This window comes from Erwinia sp. V71 (assembly GCF_965644245.1).
GTDB lineage: Bacteria > Pseudomonadota > Gammaproteobacteria > Enterobacterales > Enterobacteriaceae > Erwinia.
In genome coordinates this window covers 1-12,802 of record NZ_CBFFRK010000016.1, presented here as the reverse complement: position 1 = coordinate 12,802, position 12,802 = coordinate 1, and the positions used below count along the sequence as shown (strand labels likewise).

The 12,802-nt window shown below is 56.5% G+C and carries 12 protein-coding genes; 9 read left to right on the top strand and 3 right to left on the bottom strand.

Annotated elements, in window-relative coordinates; genetic code table 11:
• Positions 1 to 16: 16 nt before the first annotated feature.
• From ugpA to ugpQ, 4 genes are read left to right on the top strand one after another with little or no spacing between them, the layout of a single operon-like run.
• The gene (gene ugpA / locus ACSZO1_RS05855; protein ID WP_437610459.1) at positions 17 to 904 is read left to right on the top strand and encodes a sn-glycerol-3-phosphate ABC transporter permease UgpA; all 888 of its coding nucleotides are present in this window, start codon (positions 17 to 19) and stop codon (positions 902 to 904) included.
• Positions 901 to 1,746 (top strand): sn-glycerol-3-phosphate ABC transporter permease UgpE, encoded by an 846-nt coding sequence (gene ugpE / locus ACSZO1_RS05850; protein ID WP_437610457.1) that lies wholly within the window; start codon positions 901 to 903, stop codon positions 1,744 to 1,746. The genes ugpA and ugpE overlap by 4 nt, the downstream gene beginning before the upstream one ends.
• A 3-nt stretch (positions 1,747 to 1,749) precedes the next feature.
• Complete coding sequence (locus tag ACSZO1_RS05845) at positions 1,750 to 2,829, top strand: sn-glycerol-3-phosphate import ATP-binding protein UgpC (protein WP_437610455.1); 1,080 nt, start codon at positions 1,750 to 1,752, stop codon at positions 2,827 to 2,829.
• On the top strand, positions 2,819 to 3,562 hold the full coding sequence (gene ugpQ / locus ACSZO1_RS05840; protein WP_437610454.1) for a glycerophosphodiester phosphodiesterase: 744 nt from the start codon (positions 2,819 to 2,821) through the stop codon (positions 3,560 to 3,562). The genes ACSZO1_RS05845 and ugpQ overlap by 11 nt, the downstream gene beginning before the upstream one ends.
• Here the strand turns inward: ugpQ and ACSZO1_RS05835 are convergent.
• Positions 3,559 to 3,849: a DUF2756 domain-containing protein gene (locus ACSZO1_RS05835; RefSeq protein ID WP_437610452.1), complete on the bottom strand. Its 291-nt coding sequence runs from the start codon at positions 3,847 to 3,849 to the stop codon at positions 3,559 to 3,561. The genes ugpQ and ACSZO1_RS05835 overlap by 4 nt on opposite strands.
• A 218-nt stretch (positions 3,850 to 4,067) precedes the next feature.
• On the opposite strand from ACSZO1_RS05835, the gene ggt reads away from it, so the two are divergent.
• The gene (ggt, locus tag ACSZO1_RS05830; RefSeq protein WP_437610451.1) at positions 4,068 to 5,822 is read left to right on the top strand and encodes a gamma-glutamyltransferase; all 1,755 of its coding nucleotides are present in this window, start codon (positions 4,068 to 4,070) and stop codon (positions 5,820 to 5,822) included.
• Positions 5,823 to 5,953: 131 nt separating this feature from the next.
• On the opposite strand, the gene ACSZO1_RS05825 is transcribed toward ggt, so the two are convergent.
• On the bottom strand, positions 5,954 to 6,451 hold the full coding sequence (locus tag ACSZO1_RS05825) for a GNAT family N-acetyltransferase (protein WP_437610449.1): 498 nt from the start codon (positions 6,449 to 6,451) through the stop codon (positions 5,954 to 5,956).
• Between the two features lie 222 nt (positions 6,452 to 6,673).
• Entirely contained in the window at positions 6,674 to 8,260 is a 1,587-nt protein-coding gene (locus ACSZO1_RS05820; RefSeq protein ID WP_437610447.1) for an AbgT family transporter, read from the bottom strand.
• A 430-nt stretch (positions 8,261 to 8,690) separates the two neighbouring features.
• On the opposite strand from ACSZO1_RS05820, the gene ACSZO1_RS05815 reads away from it, so the two are divergent.
• The 4 genes from ACSZO1_RS05815 to gntU all read left to right on the top strand — a co-directional run bounded on the left by ACSZO1_RS05815 (position 8,691) and on the right by gntU (position 12,527).
• A complete protein-coding gene (locus ACSZO1_RS05815; RefSeq protein ID WP_437610445.1) occupies positions 8,691 to 9,386 on the top strand; it encodes a pirin family protein in 696 nt (231 codons plus the stop codon).
• A 122-nt stretch (positions 9,387 to 9,508) separates the two neighbouring features.
• A complete protein-coding gene (gene gntR / locus ACSZO1_RS05810; protein ID WP_437610443.1) occupies positions 9,509 to 10,504 on the top strand; it encodes a gluconate operon transcriptional repressor GntR in 996 nt (331 codons plus the stop codon).
• Positions 10,505 to 10,643: 139 nt separating this feature from the next.
• The gene (gene gntK / locus ACSZO1_RS05805) at positions 10,644 to 11,180 is read left to right on the top strand and encodes a gluconokinase (RefSeq protein WP_437610441.1); all 537 of its coding nucleotides are present in this window, start codon (positions 10,644 to 10,646) and stop codon (positions 11,178 to 11,180) included.
• Between the two features lie 6 nt (positions 11,181 to 11,186).
• On the top strand, positions 11,187 to 12,527 hold the full coding sequence (gene gntU, locus ACSZO1_RS05800; RefSeq protein WP_437610439.1) for a gluconate transporter: 1,341 nt from the start codon (positions 11,187 to 11,189) through the stop codon (positions 12,525 to 12,527).
• Positions 12,528 to 12,802: the final 275 nt, after the last annotated feature.

The following is a 12,802-nucleotide window of genomic DNA, read 5'->3' as shown; positions in this document are numbered from 1 at the left end:
ACTCCCGAGATTAACTATGTCCGCTGTTCGTCCCGGTTTCCGCACCAGTTGGCTGCCCTATGCCCTGGTGTTACCGCAGCTGCTGATTACCCTGATTTTCTTTATCTGGCCTGCGGGAGAAGCACTGTGGTATTCCGTGCAAAGTGTCGATCCTTTCGGCATCTCCAGTGTCTTTGTTGGCATGCAAAACTTCGTCAACCTGTTTAACGATCCCTACTATCTGGAGTCGTTCTGGACCACGCTGATTTTCAGCGGTCTGGTGACCGGTTGTGGCCTGCTGGTGTCGCTGTTTCTTGCGGCGCTGGTGGATTATGTACTGCGCCTGCGTGGCTTCTACCAGACCTTGCTGCTGCTGCCGTATGCCGTTGCCCCGGCGATTGCCGCCGTGCTGTGGATGTTTCTGTTTAACCCCGGCCTGGGTCTGATTACTCATCTGCTGAGCCAGTTCGGTTATGACTGGAACCATGCGCAAAACAGCGGCCAGGCGATGTTCCTGGTGGTGCTGGCGTCGGTCTGGCAGCAGGTGAGCTATAACTTCCTGTTCTTCTTCGCCGCACTGCAGTCGATTCCGCGTTCGCTGGTGGAAGCCGCCGCAATTGATGGCGCAGGGCCGATCCGCCGCTTCTTTAATCTGTCACTGCCGCTGATTGCGCCGGTGAGTTTCTTCCTGCTGGTGGTCAACCTGGTCTACGCCTTCTTCGATACCTTCCCGGTGATCGATGCTGCGACCGGCGGCGGCCCGGTGCAGGCCACCACCACGCTGATCTACAAAATTTATCGTGAAGGGTTTACCGGACTCGATCTCTCGGCCTCGGCCGCCCAGTCAGTGGTGCTGATGCTGCTGGTGATTGCGCTGACGGTGATTCAGTTCCGCTATGTCGAGCGTAAGGTGCGCTACCAATGATTGAAAACCGCCCCGGGCTGACGTTTTTCAGCCATGCGATGCTGCTGCTGGGCATCCTGACCATTCTGTTTCCGCTGTATGTGGCGTTTGTCGCCGCGACGCTGGATAACGCTCAAATTTACCAGGTGCCGATGACACTGATCCCCGGCACACACCTGTGGGACAACCTGCACACCATCTGGACCAGCGGTGTCAGCTCCAGCAGCGCGCCGATTGGCGTACTGCTGTTTAACAGCACCCTGATGGCGCTGGCGATCACCGTGGGGAAAATCAGTGTGTCGATTCTCTCTGCCTTTGCGCTGGTGTGGTTCCGCTTCCCGCTGCGCGGGCTGTTCTTCTGGCTGATTTTTATCACCCTGATGCTGCCGGTTGAAGTGCGTATTTTCCCGACGGTGGAAGTGATCGCTAACCTGCAGCTGCTGGACAGCTACACCGGCCTGACGCTGCCGCTGATGGCATCCGCCACCGCGACCTTCCTGTTCCGTCAGTTCTTTATGTCGCTGCCGGATGAGCTGCTGGAAGCGGCGCGTATCGATGGCGCCAGCCCGATGCGTTTCTTTTGGGACATTGTGCTGCCGCTGTCGAAGACGAATCTGGCGGCACTGTTTGTCATCACCTTTATCTACGGCTGGAACCAGTATCTGTGGCCGATCCTGATCACCAGTGATGCCAGCATGGGCACCGCGGTGGCAGGTATCCGTACCATGATCTCCAGTGGTGACGGTTCGACGCAGTGGAACCTGGTGATGGCGGCAATGTTAATGACACTGATTCCACCGGTGGTGGTGGTGATGGTAATGCAGCGCGCCTTTGTGCGTGGTCTGGTTGAGAGCGAGAAATAGCAGATGGCAGGCGTAAAACTTCAGGCGGTGACCAAATCCTACGACGGCAAACATGCGGTCATCCAGCCCCTTGATGTGACGATTCACGACGGCGAATTTATGGTGATGGTGGGGCCATCTGGCTGCGGAAAATCGACGTTGCTGCGTATGGTCGCCGGACTGGAGCGCGTGACCTCCGGCGATATCTATATCGATACCCAGCGTGTGACCGAACTGGAGCCGAAAGATCGCGGCATTGCCATGGTGTTCCAGAACTACGCGCTCTATCCGCATATGACGGTGGAGCAGAATATGGGCTATGGCCTGAAGATCCGCGGGATGGGCAAAGAGCAAATCCGCCAGCGCGTGCTGGAAGCGGCCAAAAGCCTTGAACTGGATGCGCTGCTGCAGCGTCGTCCGCGTGAGCTGTCTGGCGGCCAGCGTCAGCGTGTGGCGATGGGCCGCGCCATTGTGCGGGAACCTTCAGTGTTCCTGTTTGATGAGCCGCTGTCGAATCTGGATGCGCGTCTGCGTGTGCAGATGCGCCTTGAGCTGCAGCAGCTGCATCGCCGGCTGAAAACCACCAGTCTGTATGTTACCCACGATCAGGTTGAGGCGATGACGCTGGCGCAGCGTGTGATGGTGATGAATAAAGGTGTGGTGGAGCAGTTGGGTACGCCGGTGGAAGTGTATGAGCGTCCGGCAACGCGCTTTGTCGCCAGCTTTATCGGCGCGCCATCGATGAACCTGCTGGACGGCACGGTGAGCAGCGATGGCAAAAGCTTTAACCTGGCGGCCGGTTTTTCTCTGCCGCTGCCACAGGCAAAAACGCGCTGGGCGAATCGCCAGTTGACCCTGGGGGTGCGGCCGGAGCATATTCAGCTGCCTGACCAGGCAGCGGGCGGTACGCCGCTGCAGGTGGAAACCCTGGAAATGCTCGGAGCGGATAACCTGGCGCATGGCAAATGGGGCAGCAATAATCTGGTGGTGCGTTTAGCGCATGTTGAACGCCCGGCGCCAGGCAGCACCCTGTGGCTGCAGCTGCCTGCCAGCGCGTTACACTTTTTTGATGCGGTTACAGGAATGCGTCTGGATGATAACTAAACACTGGCCCTATCCGGCCATTGTCGCCCATCGCGGCGGCGGTAAGCTGGCGCCGGAGAATACGCTGGCGGCGATTGATGTCGGCGCGAAATATGGCCATACCATGATCGAATTTGACGCCAAGCTGTCGCAGGATCAGCAGATCTTTCTGCTGCATGATGACACGCTGGATCGCACCAGTAATGGCTGGGGTGTGGCGGGCGATTTGCCGTGGGAAAAACTGCAGCAGCTGGATGCGGGCGGCTGGTTCAGCCGTGAGTTTCAGCACGAACCCTTGCCATTACTGAGTGAGGTGGCGGCACGCTGCCAGCAGCATGGCATGATGGCGAATATCGAAATCAAACCGACCACCGGGCTGGAGCGTGAGACCGGGCAGGTGATCGCGCTGGCGGCGCGTCAGCTGTGGCAGGGACAAACCGCGCCATTGCTCTCTTCATTCGCTTATGAGGCGCTGGAAACGGCGATGCAGGCGGCACCGGAACTGCCACGTGGTTTGCTGCTCGATGAGTGGCACGATGACTGGCGTGAGATGACGACGGCGCTCGACTGCACCTCGATTCATCTTAACTATAAGCTGCTGGATGCAGAGCGCACTGCAATGCTGAAGGCCGCCGGACTGCGCATTCTGGTGTATACGGTGAATCAGACCGATCGCGCCCGTGAGCTGCTGAGCTGGGGTGTCGATGCTATCTGTACCGATCGCATCGACACCATTGGCCCTGACTTCGCTTAAGGCTGCTGTGACGTGCTGTTGCTGCCCGGCTGCGTTTTAATCACGCGCTGACGGGCGGCATCACGCTGTTCCTGCATTTTGCGCTGCAGATCCTGGCTCTGACGCTGCTGGTCCTGGCGCAGTTTCTGCTGCTGCTGTTGCTGGCTGGTCTGCATCTCCTTTTTCAGCCGCTGCTGGCTGGGGTTGTAGCCAGGCTGGCTGGGATTGGTGCTGTTATTCAGCGGATCAGTATTGGCCATGCTGCTTAACGGCAGCATGGCAGCAAAAATAATTAACCATCTTTTCATTATCTTTCCTCCATCTGGCAGGCGACGGATGCTGTGCGTCGTACTGGCAGGCAGATTATCCACCACGCCACTTGCCGCCTGTAATTAGTCTAACTGCTTAGCCTGTCTCTGGAGTCAGGAATCAGCTGAATTTGACTTACGGTTCGTCTTTTTGCTTATCTGGTACACACTTAACAGATGTAAATCGAATGTAAACAACCATAAGAAGGTGAGACAGGATGATGCAAACTGGCAAGTTGGGATCTGCTTTCGGGTCGCTGGTACTCTGTTTTTGCTGCTGGCAGGGGGCGCTGGCCGCCCAGCCTGCGGCCGCACCCCCGGTGTCATACGGCGTGGACGCGGATACTTTTCACCCGGTGAAAGAGCGTAATGGCATGGTGGCGTCGGTGGATGCACTGGCGACCCAGGTCGGGGTGGATATTCTGCAGCAGGGCGGTAATGCGGTGGATGCCGCGGTAGCGGTGGGCTTCGCGCTGGCGGTGACACATCCGCAGGCGGGTAACCTGGGCGGTGGCGGTTTTATGATGCTGCGTACTGCCTCCGGACGCACCACGGCGATTGATTTCCGTGAGATGGCGCCAGTGAAAGCCAGCCGCGATATGTTCCTTGATGCGCAGGGCAATGCTGACAGTAAGTTATCCCTCACTTCGCATCTGGCATCCGGCACACCGGGTTCTGTTGCAGGTTTTGCCCTGGCGGCGAATAAATATGGCACGCTGCCGCTGAGTCACCTGCTGCAACCGGCGATTGAGCTGGCGCGTAAAGGCTTTGTGGTGAATGCCTCACTGGCTGACGATCTGAATACCTATGGCAAAGAGGTGCTGCTCAGCCACCCCAACAGCAAGGCGATCTTCTTCAAAGCGGATGGGACGCCTTACCTGAAAGGTGAGCGCCTGGTGCAGCGCAATCTGGCCAAAAGTCTGGAACTGATTGCGAAACAGGGGCCAGATGCCTTCTATAAAGGCGCCATCGCCGACGAAATTGCCGGGGAAATGGCACAACATGGCGGGCTGATCAGCAAAGCGGACCTGGCGGCGTATCGTGCAGTTGAGCGCCAGCCGATCAGTGGCACCTACCGCGGTTATGAAGTGTTCTCCATGCCGCCGCCATCATCCGGCGGGATTCATATTGTGCAGATCCTCAATATCCTCGAGAACTTCGACCTGGCGAAACTGGGCTTCGGCAGTGCGGATGCTATTCAGGTGATGGCGGAAGCGGAGAAATATGCCTATGCCGACCGCTCGGAATATCTTGGCGACCCGGATTTCGTCAAAGTGCCGTGGCAGGCACTGACCAGCAAAGCCTATGCCAAATCGCTGGCACAGCAGATTGACCTCGCTAAAGCGCGTCCGTCTGCTGAGATCAAACCGGGCAAACTGGCACCTTATGAAAGCAATCAGACCACGCATTTCTCGGTGGTGGATAAGGCCGGTAACGCTGTTGCGGTGACCTATACCCTGAATACCAACTTCGGTAGCGGCATTGTCGCCGGTAACAGCGGCATCCTGCTGAATAATGAGATGGATGACTTCTCCGCTAAACCGGGTACGCCAAATGTGTATGGCCTGGTGGGTGGCGAAGCCAATGCGGTGCAGCCGTATAAGCGCCCGCTGTCGTCGATGTCACCGACTATCGTGGCGAAAGACGGCAAAACCTGGCTGGTGACCGGTAGCCCGGGCGGTAGCCGGATTATTACCACTGTGCTGCAAATGGTAGTCAACAGCATCGATTTTGGGATGAACGTGGCAGAAGCGACCAATGCACCGCGCTTCCATCATCAGTGGCTGCCGGATCAGCTGCGCGTCGAGAAGGGCTTTAGTCCTGATACGCTGCGCCTGCTGGAGAGCAAAGGCCAGCATGTGAAAGTGCAGGCGGCGATGGGCAGCACTCAGAGCATTATGCTGGGGCCGGATGGCGCATTGTATGGTGCCTCCGATCCTCGTTCGCCGGGAGATTTAACGGCGGGCTATTAATCGCCACACGCCCCGGTGCGCCGGGGCGTGAGACTGGCCGCAAAGCGGCAATGTAACGCCTGAAATCTGATCATTTTATGTGCGATTCTGCGACCGCCCGGTATAATCGCAGGCACAGGGGCAGTCAGCTGTCAGTCTGGACGTAAACGCGCCATAAAGTGCGCATCCACCTGTTCACCGTGGCGCAACGCGAAGCGGCGCGCGGTGCCTTCAATTTCAAAGCCAAACTTACGGTAGACGGCAATCGCAGCGGCGTTATCGGTAAATACCGTCAGCTCTATGCGCTCAATGGCCAGCCAGTTATCACACATATCGACTACTGTCGCGATCATCGCCTGCGCGATCCCTTTCCCGCGATGGTTTACATCAACACCCAGACCAAAGTGCGCAACATGGCGGCGGCGTGGTGACTGTTCGACTTCCAGGCCAATTTGCCCGACGACTTTACCGTCGATACAGGCGACCAGCAGATAAGCGCCTAGGCGCAGGTTGGTCAGCCGATCCTGCCAGTTTTTTAGTGATGTATGCGGCAGCTGTAGCGTACTGGCCTGGGTATCGGGCTGGCTGTACAGCTGTTGCAGAGCAAGGGCATCATCAATAGTGACATGACGGATCTCAATCTGACTCATTTTGCGGCTCCTTTGCGAATATTCCCTTTTAACATCAGGGACTTTTCACTAAAGGTCAAATGAAATTAATCGCAAAAAGCGCTTTACAGATGCGAATGATAATGATTATTATTGTCACGCGTTCTCAGGAAGTCCCTTACTGGACCTGCTGTGAAGGCACGACATTGCTCACATTGCTTCCAGTGTTTCTTAGCCAGCTCGGGTGCTGGCTTTTTTTTGCCTTCAGTTCGCCACCGCGGGCAGTGTGTACCAGGTCGCCGCACCAGGCCCCACCGGCAGGCCGAAACCAAATACCCACACGACAAACAGCAAACTCCAGCCAAGTAAGAAGATCACCGAGTACGGCAGCATCATTGCCACCAGTGTACCGATCCCCAGATTGCGCTGATAGCGCGCCGCTACCGCCATAATCAGACCGAAATAGCTCATCATTGGTGTAATCAGATTGGTAACGGAGTCGCCGATGCGGTATGCCGCCTGAATCACTTCCGGCGCATAGCCCACCAGCATCAGCATCGGCACAAAAATCGGTGCGGTGACCGCCCACTGGGCGGAGGCGGAACCAATCATCAGATTGATAAAGCCACACAGCAGGATAAAACCGCAGAACAGCAGCGGAGCGCTGATATCCAGTGCTGACAGGAACTGCGCGCCTTTTACGGCGATCACAGTGCCAAAATTGCTCCAGTTAAACAGCGCAACAAACTGCGCGGCAAAAAACACCAGCACGATATACAGGCTCAGGCTGCTGATACTTTTTGCCATCGCCGCGATCACATCACGGTCGGTGCGCATGGTGCCGTTAAGGCGACCATAGACATAACCGGGAATGGCGAAAAACAGCATGATAAAGGCGACGATACCGTGCAGGAACGGTGAGCCAGCGATGCCGCCAGTTTTGGGGTTGAGCAGAATGCCGTAACCCGGCCACAACGTCAGCGCCAGCAGCAGAGTCAGCAGCAGCGCGGCAATACCTGCGCCTTTCAGGGCGTGTTTTTCCTGCACGCTGAGCTGGCCCATATCACCTTTGGGCGCATCGCCGTCGCTCTCGTTATAGGTACCCAGTTTCGGTTCGATGATACTGGTGGTGATCCAGGTACCGAGTACCGAGATAACAAGGGTGCTGACCGCCATAAAGTACCAGTTAACCTCGGGGCCGACGCTGTAGCTGGGGTCGATAATTTGCGCGGCATTCTGAGTAATACCGGATAACAGCGGGTCGACGGTTCCCAGCAGCAGATTGGCGCTGTAGCCGCCAGAGACACCCGCAAATGCCGCCGCCAGTCCGGCCAGAGGATGGCGTCCGAGCGAGTGGAACAGCATGGCGGCAAGCGGGATCAGCACGACGTAACCCAGTTCCGAGGCGGTATTCGACATAATGCCTGCAAATACCAGAGTAAACGTCACCAGTTTTTTCGGCGCGCCAAATACCAGTGCGCGCATAGCGGCCGACAGCAGGCCAGAATGTTCGGCAATACCGACGCCAATCATCGCCACCAGCACCGTCCCCAGCGGCGCAAAGCTGGTGAAGTTGGTCACCAGATGGCTGACAATGCGCTGCAATCCTTCGACACTCAGCAGGCTGACCACGTTCACCACGCCATTGGCAGCCCGTCCACTGGCGCCTTCCGGGCGCGGATCGATCACGCTGATATCAAAGCCCGCCGCAATGCCGGAAGCAACGATGATCAACAGGCACAGTATCGCGAACAGCGTGACAGGATGCGGCAGCAGGTTGCCCAGCCACTCGATGGTATTCAGTAAGCGGGTCAGCGGGCCCGGTGGTTTTAGTGCGGTGTGATCGGTCATCTTTCTTCCCTGAAATTACCCAATGATTCGGCATCACCATACCAGCGAAGCGCACATTTTATTAGGCGGGGAAAAGTGACCAAGGCAGGAAAACCGATCTGATAGTCAGATAAAACCGAATAATATTGTAATAATTAGATTTTTATCAGTAAGTTAGTCGTTGATAATCCTGCGGTTAATCCGGTTTTTTTACGGGTTTTATTTCTCTTTTCTGACGCGTTATCGATATCTTTCATGTGTTGATTATGTGACACCGCTAAAACTCTTTCGCGTGAATAACGGCAGATGACATCAGCGGTAAATCAACAATTTGGCTGAGCCAGAGTGAGACAACTCCATCATTTTTTTTGAACAGAGGGATGAAGTTTTTCAGCTATCTTCCAGCGTGCTTCAGGTCCAGACTAGTAAAAAACGTTGAGGAGAGTTGAATATGATTTATTTACGTAAAGCTGAAGATCGCGGTCACGCAAACCATGGCTGGCTGGATAGCTGGCACACGTTCTCCTTTGCTAATTACTATGACCCTGACTTTATGGGGTTCTCCGCCCTGCGGGTAATTAACGAAGATATCATCGCCCCGGGTCAGGGTTTCGGCACCCACCCGCATAAAGATATGGAAATTTTAACCTATGTACTGTCTGGGGTGGTGGAGCATCAGGACAGCATGGGCAACAAAGAGCGTATCCCGGCGGGTGAGTTCCAGATTATGAGTGCGGGCACGGGTGTGCGTCACTCCGAATATAACGGCAGTGACAAAGAGCCGCTGCATCTCTATCAGATCTGGATTATCCCGGAAAAAGCCGGCATCGAACCGCGCTACGAACAGCGCCGCTTCGATGATGTGCAGGGACGTCAGCTGGTGCTGTCGCCGGATGCGCGTGACGGTTCGCTGAAGGTGTTCCAGGATATGACGCTGTCGCGCTGGGCACTGCAGGCGGGTGAGCAGGCGACGACGGAAGTGGATGCGCAACGCCGCATCTGGATCCAGGTGGTCAAAGGCGATGTACAGGTGAATGGCCAGCCAGCCACCACCAGCGACGCGCTGGCGATTTGGGACGAAAGCACCCTGACGATTCAGGCTGACAGCGCCGCAGAAATTCTGCTGTTTGATCTGCCGCCAGTCTGATGTGATGAGTGACAGGATGGCCAGCAATGCTGGCCATCTTATTGTTTTCTGTACCACAACACGCTTTGCGGCCGGTTATTTTGGTAGACTCAGCATTACCCCGAATCGTCAGCCGCAAACCGATGAAGAAAAAAAGACCCGTACTGCAGGATGTTGCCGACCGTGTTGGCATCACCAAAATGACCGTCAGCCGCTATCTGCGCAATCCTGAGCAGGTTTCCGCCGCGTTGCGTGAAAAAATCGCCGTGGCGCTGGATGAGCTGGGCTACATCCCTAACCGTGCGCCGGATATGCTGTCCAACGCCACCAGCCGCGCCATTGGCGTGCTGCTGCCCTCGCTGACTAACCAGGTGTTCGCTGATGTATTACGCGGCATTGAGACCGTCACCGATGCGGCCGGTTACCAGACGCTACTCAGCCACTTTGGCTACAATCAGCAGAAAGAAGAGCTACAGCTGCGATCACTGCTGGGCTGGAACATTGACGGCCTGATCCTCACCGAACGCACCCACACGCCTGCCACGCTGCGCATGATTGAGACGGCCGGTATTCCGGTGATTGAGATGATGGATTCGGTTTCTCCCTGCCTGGATATGGCTGTGGGGTTCGATAACGTGGAAGCGGCGCGTCAGATGACGCACGCCATTCTCGCCAAAGGGCATCGTCATACGGTGTATCTCGGCGCGCGTCTTGATGAGCGTACGCTGCAGAAACAGCGCGGTTACGAGATTGCTATGGAAGAAGCCGGGCTGAAGGCCAACAGTGTGATGATGGAAGATGCCTCTTCTTTTACCGCAGGCGCTGAGCTGATGCGTGCTGCGCAGCAGCGTTATCCGGCGACCAATGGCCTGTTTTGTACCAACGATGACCTGGCGATTGGCGCATTGTTTGAGTGCCAGCGTCAGGGACTGCGCGTGCCGCAGGATATGGCGATTGCCGGGTTCCATGGTCACGATATCGCGCAGGTGGTTAACCCGCCGCTGGCGACCGTGCTGACGCCGCGTGAGCGTATGGGGCGCGAAGCCGCCGCGATGTTACTGGCGCGCATTGGCGGTGATGAGCGGGAATTTGCGCCGCTGGATGTCGGCTTCGAAATCCTGCAAGGCGGCAGTATCTGAGTGTGACGTTTTTTTGAGATAGCTCACACTTCCAACCTTTTCCCGGCGGAATGGTTGCTAATGCCAGCGCAGCTCCTGAGAATATTATGCACATTTGTTATCGGTAACATGCGTGCTTCATCTGCCGGAGTAGAAAATAATGACAACCCAATCCTCGTCGCATCATGTCTTTATCCTGATGGGCGTATCTGGCAGCGGTAAATCCGCTGTAGCGAACCAGGTCTCTTATCAGTTAAAAACGGCATTTCTGGATGGCGACTTTCTGCATCCGCGCGCCAACATCGTGAAAATGGCCGAAGGCCATCCGCTGAATGACGACGACCGCCGTCCGTGGCTGCAGTCGCTGAATGACGCGGCGTTCGCCATGCAGCGTACCAATGATATTTCGATCGTGGTCTGTTCGGCGCTGAAGAAGCGCTACCGCGATATCCTGCGCAAAGATAACGACAACCTGTCGTTTATCTACATGAAGGGTGACTTCGCCACTATTGAAGCGCGTCTGAAAGCGCGTAAAGGCCACTTCTTCAAAACGCAGATGCTGGTGACGCAGTTTGAAACGCTGGAAGAGCCGGGCGCAGATGAGCCGGATGTGTTAGTGGTGGATATTAATCATCCACTGGATGAGGTCATCGCCTCCACCATCGCCACCATCGAAGGCGCTATCAACAAGGATTAAGTTGTAATGAGTACCGCAACACTGGTTCTGACCGCAGCGGGGTCGGTTTTACTGCTGCTGTTCCTGGTGATGAAAGCCCGTATGCACGCCTTTCTGGCGCTGATGCTTGTCTCTGTCGGCGCCGGTCTTTGCTCCGGTATGCCGCTCGACAAAATTGCCGACACCATGCAGAAAGGCATGGGCGGCACCCTCGGTTTTCTCGCTATCGTCGTCGCGCTGGGCGCGATGTTCGGCAAAATCCTGCATGAAACGGGGGCGGTCGATCAGATCGCCATTCGCATGCTGAAATCCTTCGGTGAAAGCCGCGCGCACTATGCGATGGGCATTGCTGGGCTGATCTGCGCACTGCCGCTGTTTTTTGAGGTGGCGATTGTGCTGCTGATCAGCATCGCGTTTGCCGTTGCGCGTCGTACCGGCGACAACCTGGTGAAGCTGGTGATCCCGCTGTTTGCCGGGGTGGCCGCCGCCGCCGCGTTCCTGCTGCCGGGACCGGCACCGATGCTGCTGGCGTCGCAGATGCATGTCGATTTTGGCTGGATGATCCTGCTGGGGCTGTGCGCTGCGATCCCCGGGATGCTGATTGCCGGGCCGCTGTTTGGCAACTTTATCAGCCGTCACGTCGACTTTCGTCTGCCGGAGGAAGAGACGCAGCCGCAGTATGACAAGGCGAAGCTGCCATCGTTTACCTTCAGCCTGTCTCTGATCCTGTTCCCGCTGGTGCTGGTGGGGCTGAAAACCATTGGCGCACGCTTCACTGCGGAAGGCAGCACGCTGTATGAGTGGATGGAGTTTATCGGCCACCCCTTTACCGCCATTCTGCTGGCCTGTCTGGTGGCCATTTATGGTCTGGCGTATCGCCAGGGCATGGATAAAGAGCGGGTGATGGCAATCTGCGGCAGCGCGTTGCAGCCTGCGGGCATTATCCTGCTGGTGATTGGTGCAGGCGGCGTGTTCAAGCAGGTGCTGGTGGATTCGGGCGTCGGCCCGGCGCTGGGCAATGCGTTAACCGGTGCCGGTCTGCCGATTGCGCTGGCGTGCTTTATCCTCTCTGCGGCGGTGCGCGTGATTCAGGGTTCCGCTACTGTGGCCTGTCTGACGACGGTAGGTCTGGTGATGCCGGTGATTGAAGTGCTGCACTTCTCCGGCGCGCAGATGGCGGCGTTGTCGATTTGCATTGCCAGCGGCTCCATTGTGCTGAGCCACGTCAATGACGCCGGTTTCTGGCTGTTTGGTCGCTTTACCGGCGCGACCGAAGCACAGACGCTGAAAACCTGGACCATGATGGAAACTATCCTGGGAACCGTAGGTGCAGAGATCGGTATGATCGCCTTCCAGCTGCTGTCGTAATCCCCTGGGCGGGAATGTCTGTTCCGGCATTCCCGCAGATACCGCCATCAATCCTCTCTCCCCACGTTATCGATTGCCGCCTGTTTGCGGGCGTAATTAGAGCTGCAGTGTACTTCTCTGTTCATCAGCCTCATGACTGCCGTATAGATTATTCTGAGCCATATCTTTTCGTGGTGATTAAACAATGTTCTGCCGATCCGCGAATTCAGATAATAAGTGCAACGCTCGGACATGATTGTGGAGAGTGTAGGAGGAAGGGTTAACTACCGATAAGT